General features: G+C 59.8%; 18 protein-coding genes, 2 tRNA genes and 1 pseudogene. 9 read left to right on the forward strand and 12 right to left on the reverse strand.

The annotated features are described in order from the left end of the window. Window positions 1-137: 137 nt before the first annotated feature. A tRNA-Ser gene (locus AC2FAK_RS13305) sits at window positions 138-225 on the forward strand. 49 nt (window positions 226-274) lie between these two features. Here the strand turns inward: AC2FAK_RS13305 and AC2FAK_RS13310 are convergent. The 3 genes from AC2FAK_RS13310 to AC2FAK_RS13320 are packed head-to-tail and all read right to left on the reverse strand — an operon-like array spanning window position 275 to window position 3,080. Beyond that, window positions 275-1,048, reverse strand: coding sequence for an ABC transporter ATP-binding protein (locus tag AC2FAK_RS13310; protein WP_095455505.1), 774 nt, complete (start codon window positions 1,046-1,048; stop codon window positions 275-277). Then, window positions 1,045-2,076 (reverse strand): FecCD family ABC transporter permease, encoded by a 1,032-nt coding sequence (locus tag AC2FAK_RS13315; protein WP_095427249.1) that lies wholly within the window; start codon window positions 2,074-2,076, stop codon window positions 1,045-1,047. The genes AC2FAK_RS13310 and AC2FAK_RS13315 overlap by 4 nt, the downstream gene beginning before the upstream one ends. Next, window positions 2,076-3,080, reverse strand: a complete 1,005-nt coding sequence (locus AC2FAK_RS13320; RefSeq protein ID WP_057072077.1) for an ABC transporter substrate-binding protein — start codon at window positions 3,078-3,080, stop codon at window positions 2,076-2,078. The genes AC2FAK_RS13315 and AC2FAK_RS13320 overlap by 1 nt, the downstream gene beginning before the upstream one ends. 236 nt (window positions 3,081-3,316) lie before the next feature. Here AC2FAK_RS13320 and AC2FAK_RS13325 point away from each other — a divergent pair. Next, window positions 3,317-3,404: transfer RNA gene (locus tag AC2FAK_RS13325), tRNA-Ser, on the forward strand. A gap of 44 nt (window positions 3,405-3,448) precedes the next feature. Here the strand turns inward: AC2FAK_RS13325 and AC2FAK_RS13330 are convergent. From AC2FAK_RS13330 to hpxO, 3 genes are read right to left on the reverse strand one after another with little or no spacing between them, the layout of a single operon-like run. Continuing rightward, entirely contained in the window at window positions 3,449-4,399 is a 951-nt protein-coding gene (locus tag AC2FAK_RS13330) for a PDR/VanB family oxidoreductase (protein ID WP_038419048.1), read from the reverse strand. A gap of 12 nt (window positions 4,400-4,411) precedes the next feature. Continuing rightward, window positions 4,412-5,446, reverse strand: a complete 1,035-nt coding sequence (gene hpxD, locus AC2FAK_RS13335) for a molybdenum cofactor-independent xanthine hydroxylase subunit HpxD (RefSeq protein ID WP_095455506.1) — start codon at window positions 5,444-5,446, stop codon at window positions 4,412-4,414. Window positions 5,447-5,463: 17 nt separating this feature from the next. After that, window positions 5,464-6,618 carry an FAD-dependent urate hydroxylase HpxO gene (hpxO, locus tag AC2FAK_RS13340; protein ID WP_095455507.1) on the reverse strand — a complete coding sequence of 385 codons (1,155 nt, stop codon included), beginning with the start codon at window positions 6,616-6,618 and terminating at the stop codon, window positions 5,464-5,466. Between the two features lie 240 nt (window positions 6,619-6,858). Here hpxO and uraD point away from each other — a divergent pair, with 240 nt between their 5' ends. Together uraD and uraH are read left to right on the forward strand one after the other, a co-directional pair. Next, complete coding sequence (uraD, locus tag AC2FAK_RS13345; protein WP_095455508.1) at window positions 6,859-7,359, forward strand: 2-oxo-4-hydroxy-4-carboxy-5-ureidoimidazoline decarboxylase; 501 nt, start codon at window positions 6,859-6,861, stop codon at window positions 7,357-7,359. Continuing rightward, a complete protein-coding gene (gene uraH / locus AC2FAK_RS13350; protein ID WP_045295753.1) occupies window positions 7,356-7,679 on the forward strand; it encodes a hydroxyisourate hydrolase in 324 nt (107 codons plus the stop codon). The genes uraD and uraH overlap by 4 nt, the downstream gene beginning before the upstream one ends. Here the strand turns inward: uraH and guaD are convergent. After that, window positions 7,659-8,975 carry a guanine deaminase gene (gene guaD / locus AC2FAK_RS13355; RefSeq protein WP_095455509.1) on the reverse strand — a complete coding sequence of 439 codons (1,317 nt, stop codon included), beginning with the start codon at window positions 8,973-8,975 and terminating at the stop codon, window positions 7,659-7,661. The genes uraH and guaD overlap by 21 nt on opposite strands. Next, on the reverse strand, window positions 8,975-10,483 hold the full coding sequence (locus tag AC2FAK_RS13360) for an NCS1 family nucleobase:cation symporter-1 (protein ID WP_095455510.1): 1,509 nt from the start codon (window positions 10,481-10,483) through the stop codon (window positions 8,975-8,977). The genes guaD and AC2FAK_RS13360 overlap by 1 nt, the downstream gene beginning before the upstream one ends. Window positions 10,484-10,627: 144 nt before the next feature. On the opposite strand from AC2FAK_RS13360, the gene AC2FAK_RS13365 reads away from it, so the two are divergent. From AC2FAK_RS13365 to puuE, 3 genes and pseudogenes are all read left to right on the forward strand, one after another. Then, window positions 10,628-11,344, forward strand: a complete 717-nt coding sequence (locus AC2FAK_RS13365; protein ID WP_095455511.1) for a GntR family transcriptional regulator — start codon at window positions 10,628-10,630, stop codon at window positions 11,342-11,344. After that, window positions 11,344-12,220, forward strand: a pseudogene (gene hpxA, locus AC2FAK_RS13370) (allantoin racemase). Before AC2FAK_RS13365 ends, hpxA begins: the two are co-directional and overlap by 1 nt. Beyond that, window positions 12,138-13,037: an allantoinase PuuE gene (gene puuE, locus AC2FAK_RS13375; RefSeq protein ID WP_375714101.1), complete on the forward strand. Its 900-nt coding sequence runs from the start codon at window positions 12,138-12,140 to the stop codon at window positions 13,035-13,037. Before hpxA ends, puuE begins: the two are co-directional and overlap by 83 nt. An 81-nt stretch (window positions 13,038-13,118) precedes the next feature. Here the strand turns inward: puuE and hpxZ are convergent, their stop codons facing one another. Genes hpxZ through hpxW form a run of 4 tightly spaced genes read right to left on the reverse strand, consistent with a single transcriptional unit; the run spans window position 13,119 to window position 16,678 of the window. Then, entirely contained in the window at window positions 13,119-13,505 is a 387-nt protein-coding gene (gene hpxZ, locus AC2FAK_RS13380; protein ID WP_057072082.1) for an oxalurate catabolism protein HpxZ, read from the reverse strand. Beyond that, window positions 13,502-14,899, reverse strand: a complete 1,398-nt coding sequence (locus tag AC2FAK_RS13385; RefSeq protein WP_095455514.1) for an AtzE family amidohydrolase — start codon at window positions 14,897-14,899, stop codon at window positions 13,502-13,504. Before AC2FAK_RS13385 ends, hpxZ begins: the two co-directional genes overlap by 4 nt. After that, window positions 14,896-15,084, reverse strand: coding sequence for an oxalurate catabolism protein HpxX (hpxX, locus tag AC2FAK_RS13390; protein WP_045902785.1), 189 nt, complete (start codon window positions 15,082-15,084; stop codon window positions 14,896-14,898). The genes AC2FAK_RS13385 and hpxX overlap by 4 nt, the downstream gene beginning before the upstream one ends. A gap of 10 nt (window positions 15,085-15,094) precedes the next feature. Continuing rightward, complete coding sequence (gene hpxW / locus AC2FAK_RS13395; RefSeq protein WP_095455515.1) at window positions 15,095-16,678, reverse strand: oxamate amidohydrolase; 1,584 nt, start codon at window positions 16,676-16,678, stop codon at window positions 15,095-15,097. A 145-nt stretch (window positions 16,679-16,823) separates the two neighbouring features. On the opposite strand from hpxW, the gene hpxU reads away from it, so the two are divergent. Together hpxU and AC2FAK_RS13405 are read left to right on the forward strand one after the other, a co-directional pair. Beyond that, window positions 16,824-17,663 (forward strand): MurR/RpiR family transcriptional regulator HpxU, encoded by an 840-nt coding sequence (gene hpxU / locus AC2FAK_RS13400; RefSeq protein WP_095455516.1) that lies wholly within the window; start codon window positions 16,824-16,826, stop codon window positions 17,661-17,663. A 192-nt stretch (window positions 17,664-17,855) separates the two neighbouring features. Continuing rightward, on the forward strand, window positions 17,856-18,638 hold the full coding sequence (locus AC2FAK_RS13405; RefSeq protein WP_020689666.1) for a transporter substrate-binding domain-containing protein: 783 nt from the start codon (window positions 17,856-17,858) through the stop codon (window positions 18,636-18,638). The last annotated feature ends 4 nt before the right edge of the window (window positions 18,639-18,642 follow it).

Raw genomic sequence — 18,642 nt, forward strand, 5'->3', positions numbered from 1 at the left:
CGCTGGATATTATGCTGGCAAAATGGCCAATATGTTGTCTATTCAACCGATTAAACGTAATTTGGCTATTTTTAAAGCGAACGAATGCGCGTGCTCTTTACAGTCTGCAGTGAGGTGTTTATAGTTCGCCTCACTTAGGAAGCGTGGCCGAGCGGTTGAAGGCACCGGTCTTGAAAACCGGCGACCCGAAAGGGTTCTAGAGTTCGAATCTCTACGCTTCCGCCAAATTCGAAAACCCTGCGATAGCAATATCGCAGGGTTTTTTGCTTTGGCTCTACACTTCCGCCATGCCGCCCATGTTGTAGCCGATCGTCATCCCGGCGTCTGCCCTGTAGACGCTCGCTTTGACACACCAGGTTTGCTCTATATTTTTAGGGGTGAGCACCCCCGCAGGCGCGCCCGTGGCCGCGATACGCCCGGCCTTCAGAAGGATCAGCCGCTGGCAGTAGTTGGCCGCCAGATTGAGATCGTGTAGCGCCACCACCACCGTAAGAGGCAGTTGCGATATAAGTCGCATCAGCTCCAGCTGGTGCTGAATGTCCAGGTGGTTTGTCGGCTCATCAAGCAGCAACACCCGGGGCTGCTGTGCCAGCGCTCGCGCTATCTGGGTTCGCTGACGCTCCCCACCAGACAGTTGCTGCCACCGCCGCTGGCGTAATCCGCATAGCCGCATGAGGCTAATCGCCTCTTCCACCGCCATATCATCATCGCGAGTGCTTCTCTGAAACGCCTTCCGGTAAGGCGTACGTCCCAGCCGCACGATTTCCTCGACGATCAGTTCTCCCTCAACGTCGGCATGTTGCGGGACGAAAGCTAACTGCCGCGCGCGCGTTTTTAACGGCATCACGCTAAGCGACGTGCCATTAAGCGCGACGCGTTCACTGTGGTGTGGAAACAGCCCGGCAAGACAGCGTAGCAGCGTTGATTTGCCCGAGCCGTTTGGCCCTAACAGGCCGACAATCTGCCCGGATGACAGGTCGAGATCGATATCCTCAAGCACCGTCTGTGCTTGTCGGGTCACACTTAACCCCGAGACGGAAATATTCATGGATGCTCCTTCCGGTTTTGATAAAGCAGCGCCACAAAGACAGGTGCGCCCACCAGTGCCGTCACCACGCCGATGGGAAGCACCTGGTGCACAATCAGCGTGCGTGACACGACATCGGCCAGGATCATAAAGTGCGCGCCGATAAGAAACGTCAGCGGGATCGTGCGGCGATGGCCCGGACCGCTGAGCATGCGCGTCACATGGGGAATGACCAGCCCCACAAATCCCACTGCCCCTATGGCGCTGACCAGGGTTGCGGTGACGAACGCGCAGGTCAGCAACAGGATAATTCGTACGGCGGTCACTGGAATCCCGAGGGTGGTAGAGACCTCGTCTCCAAAGGTAAAGGTGTCCAGCGCCCGCGCAAAGAGGCATACCATCAGCAGGCCCGTCAACGTAACGGCCAGCGCCAGCAGCGCGTCCGGCCAGCGCACACCGCTCAGGCTGCCCATTAACCAGAACATAACGCTACGCGACTGCTCGGCATTGGCGGAGGTGCTGACGATATACGCGGTCATGGCGTTGAAGAGCTGTGTGCCCGCAATGCCTGCCAGCAAAATGCGCGACGGGCTTGCGCTCATGCCGTTTGTAATCAACATGATGAGCGCAAAAGCGGCGCAGGCGCCAACAAACGCACCGCTGCTCACGCCAATCACGCTCCCCCCGATACCGAGCAGCATCACGCAGACGGCCCCCAGCGAAGCGCCTGCGGAAATGCCCAGCAGATAGGGCTCCGCCAGGGGGTTACGCAGTATTGACTGGAGCACCAGCCCGCACAGCGCCAGGCCGCCGCCGCTGCATGCTGCCATTAATGCGCGACTCATGCGGTACTGCCAGACGATGCCTTCCTCGGGTTGCGGCAGAACGTATGCAGTCAGCCCAAGACCATTGAGGATCGCTTTTCCGGTAACGGCATACGATACCGGCATATCGCCGATACTCGCGGCAAAGACCAGCATCAGCGGCAATGCCACGGCGCCTGCCGCCATTAACCCCTGCTGGCGGCGGGGAGAAGATACATGACTCATTATTCGTCCTGGAATGAAGCCAGCCGATCGCTGATAAGCTCAACCGCGTCGACGTTACGCAAAGAAGGGTTTAACGACATTGCGGGCACCACAATAATCTGATTATTCCTGACCGCCGGAATGTTTCTTGTCACCGGATCGCGTCGTAAAAAGGCCTCTTTTACCGCGGCGTCATCGGCAGGGTAGAGCCTGCGTGACATCTGAGCGATGACGATAACGTCTGGCTGCATTTGGGCAATATGTTCCCAGGTGACAGCGGGCCATTCATCATGCGAGTCAATAACGTTCTTTAACCCCAGCGTGCGGCTTATCCAGCCAGGCGCGCCGTAATTCCCTGCCACCCAGGGATCGCCATTCAGGCGGCTGCTTGAAAACCAAAAGACAACCTTCAGGGGTTTTGCTGAGATGCGCGCCTGCGCTTTCTGAATCCGTTCTGTCAGGTCACGATTGAGCTGCTCGCCGCGCGTGGGAACATCAAAGATGGCGGCCAGGTCTGTGACTTCGTGTTTTATTTCTGCCAGTGAAAACGGCGTGCTCCGTGCTCCGTCAGCATTTGAGGTTGCCGTCACCGTTTTGTCCGTGCAGTCGGCAGGGGAGATCCACGTCTTGATCCCCAGTGATGCAAACTGCTCGCGTGTTCCCACCTCGCCCTGCGGGCCAATATGCCAGTGATACTGAGCGAGGACGAGTTCCGGTTTTTGTCCCACCACGGCTTCAAAAGAGGGGGAGTTATCCGCAAGCCGGGGGAGTTTTTTTCCGGCATCAGCCAGCGAATCCGGGAGTTTGCCGAACCAGACTGAGGTTGCGGCGACAGATTTTTCCAGCCCCAGCGCGAGCAGCAATTCCGTTTCATGCTGACCCACGGTAACGACGCGCTGTGGCGCTTGCGTAAAGGTCTGCCTGACGCCGCAATTTTCAATCGTCAGCGGGTAAGTTGTTGCTGCAAACGTGGCTGGTGCCATGGCCAGCAGTACTGTCAGTAATAACCCTTTTTTCAGAAGCATAAAAATCAATCCTAAATTGTTATGTTATAACATAATACATATATTGTGATTGAGCGCAACACGCTGCCTGCCGGACATTTGCCGGTGCCTGTAATGAGAGGGAAACTTCACATCCAGATTAACGTCGCCGAAGTGAGTCATGACGCCAGAGGGCGGGGTGATGGTGAGCAAGTGTAACTTTATGCAATTTCACGCTTTACATCATGCTCAGAGATGTTTATAGTGCGCCTCACTTTGGAAGCGTGGCCGAGCGGTTGAAGGCACCGGTCTTGAAAACCGGCGACCCGAAAGGGTTCTAGAGTTCGAATCTCTACGCTTCCGCCAAATTCGAAAACCCTGCGATAGCACTATCGCAGGGTTTTTTCGTTTTACAGCCCAATCACCAGCTCAGCGGAATGACTTCTTGAGCAACACAGCGCCACATGCGGGTTCGGGGCGTTTTTCTCTGCCTCTGACTGTACGCTGTCCCGGTGATCCACCACGCCGTCAATCACCGGTGTCAGACACGCACCGCAGATCCCCATCTCGCAGGAGAGCGGTACGGCCACACCGTTTTCCTGCAGCACCTGAGCAATGGTTTTATCTGCGGGCACAGGCCAGCGCTTTCCGGTGGAGGCCAGTTTAATCGTGAAGATCTCGCCGCTTTCAGCGCCGGTATCAGGCGCAGCGGGTTGAAACGCCTCGCTGTGGATCGTGGCGCCATCCCAGCCTTTCGCCGTCGCCACCTCACGTACCATTTCCATAAACCCGGCCGGGCCACAGACCCAGGCGTGAAGACCCGCCGCGGCCACCGGGATATGCTCTGCCAGCAACGTGCGCGGGCTGGTGGTATGGATAACGCATTCGCCGTGCTTCAACTGCGCCAGCTCGCGGGCGAAAGCCGCGCTGTCAGCGTGTTTGACATAATAGTGCAGAGTGAACGGGGTTCCGGCTGCTTCCAGCTGCAGGGCCATGGCATACAGTGGCGTAATCCCGATCCCCGCAGCCAGCAGCAACACCCGTTCGGCCTCCTGCAGGGCAAACAGATTGCGCGGCGCGGAGATCAGCAGCGTCTGACCGGGACGCAGCGTCTCATGAATATAGCGCGACCCGCCGCGCGATGCGGTTTCCCGGCCCACGCAGATCAGATAGCCTTCACTCCCGCATGGGCCGGTCAGGGAATACTGACGTATAACCCCGCAGGGTAAATGCACGTCGATATGCGCACCGGGCTGCCACTCAGGCAGCGCTTCACCGTTTTCCGCCACCAGCCTGACGGCGAGGCTTTTGTTCCCCTGACGCCACAGCCCGTCGACGATAACGCTTAAGATATCACTCATGACAGCCCTCCATCAGACCAGGAAAAACGCGCCAAAACCCATCTTTTTCAGCCCCCGGCGATAGACAATCGAGCTTTTATCCGCGGGAATATGGGCTTCAAGGGTCAGATCCAACGGCAAACTTTCCGGGCGCTGGGTCTCGACCATCAGGCGGTCTTCCTCAAAAATTCGCAGGTTAAAGGCATGCACCTCTTCCACCGGGATATGCAGGTCAAAGTTGCGCGCAATCGGGGCAAACATGCGGGTGACGCGTGACGAGACCGGCGACGCGGCGTTCATGATCACCAGCCGGGATTCACCCGGAAAATGGATCGTCAGGGTGGCGGTAAAGGGCAGGTGCATTTCAAAATGGCGCAGCCACTGGAAGCCTTCCGGCGCCTGCACGTCAGCGCTGGCGGGATAATTGCTCACCGAACTCCAGTAGTCCGCTACAAAACCAAACGGTGTTTCCTGTGGCTGATAGGTCGGGACGAGCTGGTTATCCGGGTCCGCAAAGGTGCTGGTGTGGATCCACGCGAAATGCGCCACATCCAAAAATCCTTCCACCTGGCGGCCAGCGAAGCCATTCACTTCAAACGCCGGACAGTTGATCTGCTGAAAGCCGTCGTCATCCCAGTGTGGCATGGTGGGTAGCGGCATCGGGTTGTCCGGGTCAAACGCCAGACACGTCCAGATCAAGCCAAAGCGCTCCTCCACGGCGTAGTTAATCAGATTGAGTTTCGCCGGTACCGGCTGGTCGGGGCTGGAGGGAATACGGTTGCAGCGGCCATCTTCCCCGAAGCGCAGGCCATGGTAGGGGCAGATAATCCCGTGCTCATCATGAAAGCCCAGCGTCAACGGCACGCCGCGATGTGGACAAACATCGCGGGCGACCACGACCTGGCCGTTCACGCGGTAGATAACCAGCGCTTCGTCCAGCAGGGTCGCCTTAACCGGCGCCGCGCCAATGTCGCAGGCGCGCGCAACCGGATGCCAGCACTTTGCCAGACGCAGCCAGTCCTCTGGCTCAAACGTGCAATGGGCGGGTGGTACAGGTGCTTTATTCATGTGTATTCCTCTTACGTTCAGCCTAATGGTCCGCCCTGAATGGTGTCGCACAGACCGTTGATAATGCGCTCCCCGGTCTCCTCTCTCAGCTCCTGATACCAGGCTCTGGTTAACGCCATATCTTTACCGTGCGTGACGTCACAGCGCTTGCGAGCCTTCAGCACCAGGTCGCGTACCCGGTCACAGCGCAGGGCTTCGTACTGCCGCAGCGCCAGGGTAATGTTGTGGTTTTCGCGCAGACAATCACCCAGCACCACCGCATCCTCCAGCGCTGCGCAGCCGCCCTGGCCGATATCCGGCGTGGTGCTGTGTGCCGCATCGCCGAGCAGCGCCACGTGGCCGCGTACCAGGCTGTCGAACGGCTCAATGTCGTGGATTTCAATGCGGTTGGTGGTATCCGGATCCAGCGCGGCGATCAGCTTCTGCACCGGCGGCGCCCAGCCGCGGAAGTAACCCGTGAGATCGGCTCTGAGGGTGGTGCGATCTTCCGCCAGACCGAGGGGAAGCGGGACATCAAAAAAGAAATAGAAGCGGCCACCGGAGACGGGCATCAGCGACACACGCTTGCCTTCTCCCACGAACGTGGTCCACTGGTGGGCGGGGGCAATCTCTTCATCAATCTTCACCAGTCCGTTCCAGTTAACGTAACCGGCATAGCGGCGCTCGGGGGTATACCCCAGCACGTACGGGCGCACCGCCGAATGGCTGCCGTCGGCGGCAATCAGAAAATCGCCCGTCGCCGTGCTGCCGTCGGTAAATGTTACGCTGACGCCAGCATCATCTTCCCGGACGTGTTCCACGCGCTTGCCGAACTGCACCCGCTCGCGACCCCAGAAGTCCAGCATCTCGCGCTGCAGTTCGGGGCGCGAGACGGGGCAGGGGCGTCCTCCGGTGCGCTCCACCAGCGGGGCCAGGCTAAAGCGGGTCAACGTGTCGCCGCGCCGGTGATTCTTGTAGGCCATAAAGCGCATCGGCCCGCCGTATGTCTCAATGATGTCGCCCATGCCGAGGTGCTGCATGCATTTCACCCCGTTGGGCCAGATGGAGATGGCCGCGCCAACGGGTTTGATCTCTTTTACTGCTTCAAACACGGTACAGTCGATGCCCGCCTTTTCCAGCGCGACAGCGGCGCTCAGGCCACCAATGCCCGCACCAATGACGATTGCTTTCATGCTTCTCTCCTTTTGCCGGGTGTCATTAACATCAGCAATTTGCGTACCAGGCTGCAGAGTGGGGTAAAGGGCGTTGTGGGAGAGATGTTTGCACTGCTAAGGTGCGTTATCGCGGTGGGAATGCCTTTTTATGAATCAATAATTTCCGGTTTAGGGTTAAGGAATCAACTGTTTCAGGCCTCAGGCAAGAGTGGCGTGTTTTGTGCAATGTTCAGGGACGATGATGTCACGGGAGGAACCATGATAACGCTGGACGATTTTAATCACCGGAGTCACGAAGAGGTGCTTACGCTATTACACCCTTGCGTGGCCATTCCCGGCTGGGCCGAGGCGCTGGTCGCCGGGCGGCCTTATCCGAGCCGGGAGGTTTTGTTTAACGCGGCCCAGGCGCTGACGCATAGCTGGGATGAACACGCGCTCACGCGGGCCCTGAGCGCGCATCCGCGCATCGGTGAGAAGCCCATGGGCACGCAGGCGGAGGCGGCGCTGTCGCGTCGGGAGCAGGGAGCGGTGAATCATGATGATGCGCAGCTTGCTGAGGCGTTGCGGGCAGGCAATGCCCGCTACGAAAGCCGTTTCGGGCGCGTCTTTCTGATCCGCGCCAAAGGCCGCAGCGGGGAGGAGATCCTGCAGGCCCTGAACGCGCGGCTGGAAAACAGCGATGCGCAGGAGGTGCAGGCCGCACTGGATCAGCTGCGGGAAATTACCTTATTACGACTGGAAGGAGTCATTGGCGCATGAGCACACTCAGTACACATATTCTGGATATCTCGACGGGCAAACCCGCGCAGGGGGTGACGGTACGTCTTGAACAGGACGCGGAGATCATCGCAACTGGCGTGACCAACGCGCAGGGCCGCATCACCGAATTTGTTCCCCTTCTGCCTGCGGGCCGCTATCGGCTGGTGGCCGAGACTGGCGCCTGGTTTAGCGAAACGGGGCGCGACACGCTCTATCCCTGCGCGCAAATTGATTTTCTAATCGGCGAAACGGCAGATGAGCACTTCCATCTGCCGTTTGTGATTGCCCCTGGCGGCTGGTCAACCTACCGCGGCAGCTGACCACACTGGCTCGCCGTTGACCCAGGTTTGGCTGATATTACGCTCGTCGCCCAGGGTCATCAGCACAAACAGTTGCTCGTAGATATCCTTGCAGCGCCCGCTGCGCAGGCGCTGCAGCGGGGTGACAGCCGGGTCGATCACGATAAAATCGGCCTCTTTGCCCGGAGCGAAGTTGCCAATTTTGTCATCCAGACGCAGGGCATGCGCGCCACCCAGCGTGGCATGATAAAAGGCCTCGCTGGCGCGCAGGCGATAGCTCTGCAACTGACCCACCTTGTAAGCTTCCCCCAGCGTGCGCAGCATGCTGAAGGTGGTACCCGCGCCGACGTCGGTGCCGATACCCATTCGCACCTTGTGCTGCCAGCAGGCGGGTAACCGAAACAGCCCACTGCCAAGAAACAGATTGGAGGTAGGGCAAAACGCCACCGCCGATCCGGTGTCGTGCAGGCACTGCCACTCGCTGTGGTGCAGATGGATCCCATGAGCAAACACGCTGCGCTCGCCGGTGAGGCCGTAGTGGTGATAGACATCCAGATAACGTTCATGCTCCGGCCACAGGTCATTAACCCAGGCCACTTCGTTCGGGTTTTCGCTCAGATGGGTCTGCAGCCAGGTGTCCGGAAACTCCTCTCTGAGTAAACGCACCGCCGCCAGCAGTTCCGGTGATGAAGTGGGTGCAAAGCGTGGCGTAATGGCATACCCCAGCCGTCCATGGTGGTGCCAGCGCTGGATTAGATCCCGCGTCTGCCGGTAGCTCTGTTGTGCCGTTTCGGTCAGGTAGTCCGGGGTGTGCCGGTCCATCATCACCTTCCCGGCGATAAGGCGCATATTCAGGCGCGATGCTTCGGTAAACAGCGCATCCACCGATTCAGGATGCAGCGTGCAAAACACCAGTGCGGTGGTGGTGCCGTGGCTCACCAGCTGATTTATGAAAAATTCCGCGATCTCTTTTGCGTAGCTCTCGTCGGCAAACTGGCTCTCCACCGGAAACGTATAGGTGGTCAGCCACTCCAGCAACTGCTCGCCGAAGGCGCCGATCATCTCGGTCTGCGGGTAATGAACGTGGGTATCGATAAAGCCGGGCAGCAGCAGTTTGCCGCGCAGGTCGGTGTAACCCTTGTGCGGGTCAAGATATTGATCTCCCTCCTGCCAGGCCATGAGCGCCACGATTTTCCCGTGGTGAATAAACAGCAGGCCGTCCTCCTGGTAGCGCGCATGGTCGGCAATCAGGTCTGCGCTGTCGCAGACCCGGGCGATATCGAAAAATGCACCGCGTATCGCAGTCTGGTAATCCATCACGGCTCCTGTCTGATTGTTTGCGTGGCCTCGCGTGCCGTGAAGTGAGCAGTGGACGCCCCTTCGCGCTCTTCGCGCGCCAGCCAGCGGTAGGTTACCCCGCCAAGGAACACGCCAATGAACCAGCTAAAGTTTGCCACCTCATGCAGCGCCGGGATGAAGCTTATCACCAGCCCGACGGCAACCGAGGGGATCAGCGCGCCGATGGCTTTCGGGTTAAAGCCGTTGCGGTACCAGTATTTCCCTTCTGGCGTGTCATCGAACAGGTCGTCCACGGATACCTTGCCACGCTTAATCAGGTAGAAATCGGCAATCAGGATACCGAACAGCGGACCGATAAACGCCCCCAGCACATCCAGGGTGTAATGAATAAGCTCCGGGGAGTTAAACAAGTTCCACGGGGTTAACAGGATCGAGCCGACGGCGGCAATCATTCCCCCGGTGCGGAAGCTGATTTTCTGCGGGGAACAGTTAGAGAAATCAAACGCCGGGGAGACGAAGTTGGCCACGATGTTAATCCCGATGGTGGCGGTGATCATGGTCAACAGACCAATCGCCACCGCCAGATCGTTGCCCACGCGGCTGACGGTTTCAATCGGGTCGGTGATCATGCGGCCAAACAGCGACTGGGTACCGGAGACAATCACCACGGTCACGATGGAAAACAGCAGGAAGTTAAACGGCAGGCCCCAGCGGTTACCGCGGCGGATTTCCCCCATGCTTTTGCCGTAGCGGGAGAAATCACCAAAGTTGAGCAACGGGCCTGAGAAGTAGGAAACCACCAGCGCCGTGGCGGTGATCATCTGCCAGGTCTGCTCGCCCGCGCTCAGGGATTTGCTGGCGAGGGTAAAGGAGATCCCGTCGAATCCTGTCTTGTATACAATCCATCCTGCCAGCGCCAGCATCACCACATACACCGCCGGGCCGGCGATGTCGATAAAGCGCTTAATGGCATTCATGCCGTGCCAGAAGACCATTGCCTGCAATACCCACATAATGGCAAAGCAGACCCAGCCCAGGTGCGACAGTCCGAGGAACGCGCCGGTGGTGAGCGACGAGAGCGACGGCCAGAACTTCAGCGCCACCAGCATCAGGGCGTTAGCGGCCAGATAGGTCTGAATGCCGTACCAGGCAAAGGCGATAAGCCCGCGGATCACCGCCGGAATGTTTGCCCCGAACACGCCAAAGGCCTGACGGCTGATCACCGCATACGGCACGCCCGCCATCTGGCTCGGTTTCGCCACCAGGTTGGCACACAACTGCACAATGCAAATTCCCACCAGCAGGCAGAGCAACACCTGCCAGCTTGCCAGCCCGAGCGTAAAGAAGCTCGCGGCGACCACGTAGCCCCCCATGCTGTGGACGTCGGACATCCAGAAAGAAAAGATGTTGTACCAGCTCCAGTTCTGGTCACGCGTCGGTGCCAGATCCTCATTGCAAAGCCGTGGGCTGTATACCGCACCGGAATCAGCGGCCGTACCGTGTTGCGTATTTTGTCTGTTTGGCATGAAACCTGCTCCTGTGAATGAAAACCCGTTGAGTGGGAGTGCAGACGGTGTTGCAGGATTCAGGCCAAAATAATAAATCTTGTATGCAATATTTTATTTTTATGTATACGATTCGATAGCGAAAAGTAAAAAGTGGAGTGGTTAATGAACAACGTGAACAGTCTGCACGCCGCGCCAGACCTGCAAGACAAAGACGAATCCATCTTTCAGGCGCTGATGACCGCGATTGTCGAACATCAACTGCTGCCGGGAAGCAAATTGCCGGAAGAGGCGCTGGCGGAGGTCTTTGGCGTGAGTCGTACGGGCATCCGTAAGGTGCTGCAGCGACTCGCCGCTGTGCAAATGGTCACCTTAACGCCCAAACGTGGTGCACACGTTGCCAGCCCGACGGTCGAAGAGGCCCGGCAGATCTTTCGCACCCGCGCGCTACTGGAGGTCGCCAATCTACCGGACGTGCTGGCGCACTGTCAGCCGCCGCATCTGACCGCGCTGGCGTCAATCATCCGTCAGGAGCTGCAGGCGCATGAGGCTTACGACGGCCCGGCGGCGATCCGCCACTCCGCAAATTTCCATATTCAGCTGCAGGCCATCTCCGGCAATCAGGTCCTGACGGAGATGGTGACCCGCCTGAGCCAGCGCTCCTCGTTGGTGATTGCCACCTGGGGCGCGCCGTGGCGTCAGGGGTGTCGCTGCAATGACCACGAACAGCTTGTGGAGCTGCTGCGTCAGAAAGCGCTGCAACCCCTCAGTGATGCCTTAATGCACCATTTTGAACATATCGTCGCCAGCCTCTGTTTCGAACGGGCAGGTGAATGCCTGCCCGATTTTGCCCGGCTGTTCGCCAGCCACAAGGAGTCGTAATGTCGTCTGTCCGTATACAAGTCATTAATCCCAATACCAGCCTCGCGATGACGGAAACCATCGGCGCGGCCGCCCGCGCGGTGGCTGCGCCGGGCACCGAGATCCTCGCGGTCTGCCCCAGTGCGGGTGTGCCCTCAATCGAAGGCCATTTTGATGAAGCCATTGCCGCCGTGGGTGTCCTTGAGCAAGTCAAAAAAGGCAGAGAGCAGGGGGTGGAAGGGCACGTGATTGCCTGCTTTGGCGATCCGGGGCTGCTGGCCGCGCGCGAGCTGGCACAAGGGCCGGTTGTCGGCATTGCCGAAGCCGCCATGCATATGGCCACGCTGGTGGCGACGCGCTTTTCCATTGTCACCACGCTGCCGCGCACGCTGATCATTGCCCGTCATCTGCTGCACCAGTATGGCTTTCAGGATCACTGCGCGGCCCTGCACGCGATTGATCTCCCGGTGCTGGCGCTGGAAGACGGCAGCGGCCTGGCGCAGGAGAAGGTGCGCGCGCGCTGTATACAGGCCCTGAAAGAGGATGGCTGCGGTGCCATCGTACTGGGCTGTGGCGGGATGGCAACGCTCGCCCAGGAGCTGACGCGCGAACTGCGCGTGCCGGTGATCGACGGCGTCAGTGCGGCGGTGAAGATGGTGGAATCGCTGGTGGCGCTGGGGCTGGCAACCAGCAAGCACGGGGATCTGGCCTTCCCGGAGAACAAACCGTTAAGCGGACATTTTCAGGCATTGAATCCATTTTAATTTTTGGGGGGGTAGCAATGGGGCTTTTTGAAGAGGGTTATCCGCGGGATCTGCGTGGCTACGCAGGCAACCCGCCGCATGCGCAGTGGCCGAATCAGGCACGCATCGCCGTGCAGTTTGTGCTCAATTATGAAGAGGGGGCAGAAAACCACGTCCTGCACGGCGATGCCGGGTCGGAACAGTTTCTCTCGGACATCATCGGAGCGGTCAGCTATCCCGACAAACACATGTCCATGGACTCCCTGTACGAATACGGCAGCCGCGCCGGGTTCTGGCGAATTCATCATGAATTTCAGAAACGCGGCCTGCCGCTGACGGTCTTTGGCGTGGCGATGGCGCTGGCGCGTCACCCGGAGATTGTCGCGGCGATTAAGGCGGCGGATTACGACGTGGTCAGCCACGGCTGGCGCTGGATCCACTATCAGAATATGGATATCAACCAGGAGCGCGAACATCTGCACAAAGCGGTGCACGTGCTGACCGATCTGTTTGGCAAGCCGCCTACGGGCTGGTACACCGGGCGCGACAGCCCCAACACGCGCCAGCTGGTGGTCGAGCACGGCGGTTTTGACTACGACAGCGACTACTATGGCGACGACTTGCCCTTCTGGACGGAAGTGGCCTGCAGCGATGGCAGCCGTAAACCGCACCTGATCGTGCCCTACACGCTGGACGCGAACGACATGCGCTTCGCCACCGCCCAGGGGTTTAATACCGCCGAGCAGTTTTATACTTATCTGAAAGACAGCTTTGACGTGCTGTATGAAGAGGGTGAAAGCGCGCCGAAGATGATGTCCATCGGCATGCACTGCCGTCTGCTGGGGCGTCCGGGCCGTTTTCGCGCGCTGCAGCGGTTCCTGGATTATGTGCAGCAGCACGAGCGGGTCTGGGTCTGTACCCGTCAGCAGATCGCTGACCACTGGCGGGACGTGCATCCGTTTCAGAAATAGTGGTGTCGTATTGTGCCGGGTGGCGGCTGCGCCTTACCCGGCCTACAGCATCCGCAGCGCCACCGGGCAGGTTTTTCAGCGTTACACCATCACACTCACCTGTGCCGCAACAATGCGCCACCCGTAAGCAAACCGCACCCACGTCTGCTGCTGGCGGCCAATGCGTTCTGTGCCCTCGCGGGTAAATTCGGTGCTGCACACCGCGTAATCTTCTCCGAAGGTGGTGATCACGGTATTGCGCAACGTCCGCTGCAGCCCGGCGGAGGGGCGCGCCGCCCGAAAGGCGCGGATTTCATCAATGCCGTAAAGGTTTTCCCCCGCGCCCAGTCGCACCGTGTTTTTGTCGTGCCAGAACAACTCATCCAGCACCGCAATGTTGTTGCTCACCAGCGCATCTTCATAGCGATAAAACGCGGCCGTGACGTCCGCCACCACCCAGGGAAGGTTAATGTCGTCGTGATTGATCATGGTGCCATCTCCGCAGGACGGGCATCGGTTATCCCGCTCGCTTCCAGGACCCGCGCCACGCGCAGGCAGGCTTGTTCATTAAACGGTGCTGCGATGAGTTGCAGACCAATCGGTGCCCCCCGGGCGGTGCGTAGCGGAACGGTGGTGACGGGCAAACCCAGAAACGAAATCGGCTGCGTCAGCATCCCCATGCTGGCACGCACCGGCAGTGGCTCCCCGTTAATCTCCATGGTCTGCTCGCCAATCGTCGTGGCGCTGCGCGGCGTTGCCGGGGCGATCAGCACGTCGGCCTGCTCAAACAGCGCTTTACAGGCCTGTCGGGCGTGGGCGCGAAAACGCTGGGCCTGAATATACCAGGCGGAAGGGATCATCGCCCCAGCCAGCAGGCGTTCGCGGGAGTGTGGTTCAAAACGCTCCGGTTCACGGCGAAGTGACGGCAGGTACTGGTTCCCCCCTTCGGAGGCGCTGATGATAAACGCGGCAGAGCGGGACAGCGCGGCTTCAGGAAACTGCAGCTCCTCCTGGACGTCAAGAGCACGTGCCGCGCGCGCGACGGCTTCCCGGGCGTCGTCGTTACACCACGTGCTGAAATAGCCCCCGAGGACGGCGCAGCGCAAACCATCCAGACCGCGATCGAGCATAGGCCGCGTCTGCTCGCGGGAGGACTCTGCCTGAAAAGGGTCGCTGGTGTCTCGTCCCTGTAGCGCATCGTACACGGACGCCAGATCGCACACCCGGCGGGCAAACGGCCCGATATGATCGAGACTGGCGACAAACGGGTGGCTGCCGGAGCGTGACAGGCGGCCAAAGGTCGGTTTTAAGCCGTAAATTCCGCACAGGGACGCCGGGACGCGAATCGACCCGTTGGTGTCGGTACCCAGTGAAAAATGGACCAGCCCGGCGGCGACGGCGGCGGCAGAGCCACCGGAGGAGCCGCCTGCAATGCGCGTCAGATCGTGCGGATTACGCGTGGCGCCGTAGTGGCTGTTTTCCGTGGTAAAGCCGTAGGCATAGGCATCCATATTGACCATCCCGGACAACAGTCCTCCCGCGCTGCGTAGCTGGCGAACCGCAAAGCTGTCTGCGCTGGCAGCGGAACGCTGGCTGAACAGCTCGGCTCCGGCGAGGGTGGTGTGCCCGGCCACATCAAACAGGTTTTTTACCGCGTAAGGCACGCCCGCCAGCGGCGGCAGGGGGCGCTTTTCCCGGCGCAGGGTGTCGATATTTTCTGCCTCGGCCAGCATCCGCGCGTCGGTAACCGCCGTCCAGGCGTTGATCTGCGGGTTGATGCGCGCAATATCTTCCAGCGTCTGACGGGCGATCTCGCGGGCGCTTAACTCGCCTGCACTCAGCGCCTGCTGGATCGCGCTGATACTCATCTCGTGTAGACTCATGCTTTGTACACTCCTGCGATCTCCAGACGGTCATCAAGCGGCAGCGCCATCAGCGGGGCGGCCATGGCGGCAATGCGGCTAAACTGCTGCTGAAGCTCCGCGCGGCGGGCGTCATCCAGCTCAACGCCCAGCACGGCCTCCATCTGCGCCAGGTAGGCATGCCAGTCAGGTTGTTGTGTTGTCATGGTTTTCTCCTTAGTATCCGGCGGCGCCGCCGTTGCTGCGCGGGTCGAACGCGCCTTCAAACAGCCCGTTCGGGTGGCGGACAATCGCGCCCGCGTGGCCCATGGCTTCGCTAAAGTCCGGGAAGATCTCCACCTCGTGACCCAGCGCCTGCAGGCGTGCGATCGTTTCGGGGGAAAACCGGCCTTCCACTTTTAAGGTGTCTGAGCTTTGTCCCCAGGTGCGCCCCAGCAGCCAGCGCGGACGGGAGATGCTCTCCTGCAGCGGCAGACCCTGCACCACATAGCGGGTAAAGAGCGTGGCCTGAGTTTGCGGCTGGCCGTCACCGCCCATGGAGCCGTAGACCATCACCCGTCCGTCGTTCAGACGCGCCGCGGCCGGGTTCAGGGTATGGAACGGCTGTTTGCCCGGCGCGAGGGCCAGAAGATGTGCGGAATCGAGGCTGAACGACGCCCCCCGGTTCTGCCAGACGATGCCGGTATCCGGCAGCACCACGCCGCTGCCGAACTCGTGATAAATGCTCTGGATAAACGACACGGCCAGGCCGCTGTTATCCATCACCCCCATCCACACCGTATCGCCGGGGCCTTTGCCGGTGCCCCACGGCGCGGCATGGTTATCGTCAACCCGGTCGGCGAGCGCCTGAAGCGCCGCAGGATCCAGCAGGCTCTGAATATCGGTTTTCAGCTCGCGCGGGTCGGTGATGTGGGCATCGCGCAGGCCAAAGGCCAGTTTGGTGGCTTCCACAATGCGGTGCACCGTCCCGGCGTCGTCGGCATCGGCCATTGCCAGACGGTCGGTAATGCCGAGGATCGCCAGCGATACCAGCCCCTGCGTCGGCGGGGCGAGGTTCCAGACCTCACCTTGCTGATGCGCTAATTTCAGCGGCGTGGTGCGCCGGGCGACATGCGCGTTCAAATCGGCCAGCGTAATCGGCAGGCCGAGTGTCTCCATCCCACGGGCCAGACGCGCCGCCAGCGGGCCGCGATAAAAGCTCTCCAGACCCTCTTCGGCAAGTTGTGTCAGCGTGGAGGCCAGCGCCGGTTGATAAAACCGGCTGCCGACCTCCGGTGGTTTGCCGTCAACCAGCCAGGTTTCCGCGAAGCCGGGCAGGTCTTTCAGTTCGTCGAATTTACTGGCGGTGGCGCTGGCCTGCGAGGCCGTGACCGGCGTGCCGTTGCGGGCATAGTCAATGGCATCTGCCAGCAGATGCGTCAGCTGCAGGGCCTTGCCCGTCAGCGCGTGTGAGACCTTAAGCGCCTCCTCCCAGCCACTGACGGTACCCGCCACGGTCAGCGCCGCACGGGGCCCGCGGTGGGGGATGTGCGCCAGATCGCCATAGGCGGCAAGCGTCGCCAGCGATCCCGCCGCGCCGCTGGCATCGATGGCAATCGGTTCGCCGCCGGGGGGTACGATAAGCCAGAAGCCATCGCCGCCCAGGCCATTCATATGGGGATAGACCACGGCAATGGTGGCCGCCGCCGCGACCATCGCTTCAATCGCGCTACCGCCGTCGCGCAGCACCGACAGTGCGCTCTGGCTGGCAAGATGATGGGGGGCAACCGCCATTCCGTGTACGGAGACATTACTTTGCATGAACAGTCCTCATAACCCTGAAAGTCACAAGGCGCTGCAAAAGCTGTTCCAGGTATGAAAGAAAAGTTTCATGTCATCCCGGCTGATAAGCTGGCATGCTTAATGAATAGAGAGCAAGAGATGAAACAAACGTTACAGAGGCGTTATGGAACAGCTTGATGAACGACTGAAAGCACAATACGCGTCACTGTCGCCGCAGGAGCAGCGGGTGGCGGATTTTATTTTCGATCACTTCGACGACCTGATCAGCTACAACAGCGCCGAGCTGGCACAGCTGAGCGGAGTGTCGAAAGCCACGGTGAGCCGCCTGTTTAAGCGTCTGGGCTATGATAAGTATAAAGACATGCGCGATGAGTTGCGTACCCTGCGCCAGAGCGGTATGCCGCTGACGGACAACCGCGACGCGGTGCAGGGCAATACGCTGCTGGCGCGTCACTATAAGCAGGAGATGGCCAACCTGACCCAGTGGGTGAATGCCCTGGATGCCCGGCAGTTTGCCGACGCGATGGCGAGCATGGTTAAGGCGAGGCGCATTGTCATTATCGGGATGCGTAACGCCTATCCCGCGGCGCTGCACCTGCGTCAGCAGCTGTTGCAGGCACGCGGACAGGTGCTGGTGTTGCCGCAGCCCGGGCAGAGCCTGAGCGAAGAGCTGGTGGATCTCACCCCTGACGATCTGGTGGTGATGATGGCGTTTCGCCGCCGCCCGCGCATCATCCGCCCGCTGCTGCAGCAGCTTCAGAGCAGTGGTATTCCAGTGCTGCTGATGTGCGAGCCGCAGGCGCACAGCCTGTTTCCGCTGGCGAGCTGGCAGCTCTGCGCTCCGCTGGACAGCGTCTCAGCCTATGACAGCTACGCCTCGGTCACTAGCCTGATCAACCTGCTGGCAAACGCCTTTCTGCATGAAATCCTCGATAAAGGCCGTCCGCGCATTCATGAGATCGCCACCCTGTATCAGCACCTGGACGAGCTCGAACAACGATAATGGGGCATCGGTGTGGTGCTTTGCATTGAAATGGTGCAGTGAGGCGGGGCGAAAAAGAGAGAGCTTTTTCGCCCCGCCTTTGTTTTATCAGGCTTTACAACAAAATCCCGCGTTTCGCTTTATCTGGCACATTAGTTGCAAAATCCAATTCAAAGAATCTTTTGTTTCATGTTAACGTTACGGGGAAGCACCATGAAAAAATTGTTGATTGCACTGGCCGGGGCCGTCTGTCTGCTCACTAACCTGTCGGCAAAGGCGGACCAGCTTCAGGATATCGAGAAACGCGGCACCATTCGCATTGCCGTGCCGCAGGATTTCCCGCCGTTTGGCTCGGTCGGAACCGATCTGCAGCCGCAGGGCTATGACATCGATATGGCGCGTTATCTGGCCAAACAGATGAAGGTCAAGCTGCAACTGGTTCCGGTGACCAGCGCCAACCGCGTGCCGTATCTGCAAACCGACAAAGTTGACCTTGTCATTTCAAGCCTCGGTAAGAATGCGGAACGTGAAAAGGTGATCGATTTCAGCCGCGCCTATGCGCCGTTCTTCCTCGGGGTGTTTGGCCCGAAAGGCGCAGAGCTGAAAGATGCCGCCGCCCTGAGCGGTAAAACCATCGGCGTGACGCGTGGCGCGGTCGAGGACATGGTGCTGACCAGCCTGGCGCCGAAAGACGCAGACGTAAAACGCTATGAGGACAACAACACCACGCTGTCGGCGTATCTGTCCGGACAGGTACAGTATGTGGCCACCGGCAACCTCGTGGTGGCGGCCATCTCGCGCCAGAACGCGGAGAAAGCTCCGGTGCCGAGCTTTATGCTGAAAGATTCACCGTGCTTTATCGGGCTGAAGAAAAATGAACCAGCGCTGAAGGCGAAAGTGGATGCGCTGATTGAACAGGGTATCAAAGACGGCACCCTGAACGGCTTCTCTGAGCAGTGGCTCAAGGCGCCGCTGCCGGCAAGCCTTGGCGTGTAAGGCA

This window comes from Enterobacter cloacae complex sp. 394F7, from assembly GCF_057320385.1.

What these genes read in the sequence shown, in the direction of transcription:
- AC2FAK_RS13385 (WP_095455514.1), bottom strand. Translation starts at nt 14,899, where the DNA reads ATGAGTCTACACGAGATGAGTATCAGCGCGATCCAGCAGGCGCTGAGT.
- hpxU (WP_095455516.1), top strand. Translation starts at nt 16,824, where the DNA reads ATGGAACAGCTTGATGAACGACTGAAAGCACAATACGCGTCACTGTCG.
- guaD (WP_095455509.1), bottom strand. Translation starts at nt 8,975, where the DNA reads ATGGATTACCAGACTGCGATACGCGGTGCATTTTTCGATATCGCCCGG.
- uraH (WP_045295753.1), top strand. Translation starts at nt 7,356, where the DNA reads ATGAGCACACTCAGTACACATATTCTGGATATCTCGACGGGCAAACCC.
- AC2FAK_RS13405 (WP_020689666.1), top strand. Translation starts at nt 17,856, where the DNA reads ATGAAAAAATTGTTGATTGCACTGGCCGGGGCCGTCTGTCTGCTCACT.
- AC2FAK_RS13330 (WP_038419048.1), bottom strand. Translation starts at nt 4,399, where the DNA reads ATGAGTGATATCTTAAGCGTTATCGTCGACGGGCTGTGGCGTCAGGGG.
- AC2FAK_RS13365 (WP_095455511.1), top strand. Translation starts at nt 10,628, where the DNA reads ATGAACAACGTGAACAGTCTGCACGCCGCGCCAGACCTGCAAGACAAA.
- AC2FAK_RS13310 (WP_095455505.1), bottom strand. Translation starts at nt 1,048, where the DNA reads ATGAATATTTCCGTCTCGGGGTTAAGTGTGACCCGACAAGCACAGACG.
- uraD (WP_095455508.1), top strand. Translation starts at nt 6,859, where the DNA reads ATGATAACGCTGGACGATTTTAATCACCGGAGTCACGAAGAGGTGCTT.
- AC2FAK_RS13320 (WP_057072077.1), bottom strand. Translation starts at nt 3,080, where the DNA reads ATGCTTCTGAAAAAAGGGTTATTACTGACAGTACTGCTGGCCATGGCA.
- AC2FAK_RS13360 (WP_095455510.1), bottom strand. Translation starts at nt 10,483, where the DNA reads ATGCCAAACAGACAAAATACGCAACACGGTACGGCCGCTGATTCCGGT.
- hpxD (WP_095455506.1), bottom strand. Translation starts at nt 5,446, where the DNA reads ATGAATAAAGCACCTGTACCACCCGCCCATTGCACGTTTGAGCCAGAG.
- AC2FAK_RS13315 (WP_095427249.1), bottom strand. Translation starts at nt 2,076, where the DNA reads ATGAGTCATGTATCTTCTCCCCGCCGCCAGCAGGGGTTAATGGCGGCA.
- hpxO (WP_095455507.1), bottom strand. Translation starts at nt 6,618, where the DNA reads ATGAAAGCAATCGTCATTGGTGCGGGCATTGGTGGCCTGAGCGCCGCT.
- hpxX (WP_045902785.1), bottom strand. Translation starts at nt 15,084, where the DNA reads ATGACAACACAACAACCTGACTGGCATGCCTACCTGGCGCAGATGGAG.
- hpxZ (WP_057072082.1), bottom strand. Translation starts at nt 13,505, where the DNA reads ATGATCAATCACGACGACATTAACCTTCCCTGGGTGGTGGCGGACGTC.
- hpxW (WP_095455515.1), bottom strand. Translation starts at nt 16,678, where the DNA reads ATGCAAAGTAATGTCTCCGTACACGGAATGGCGGTTGCCCCCCATCAT.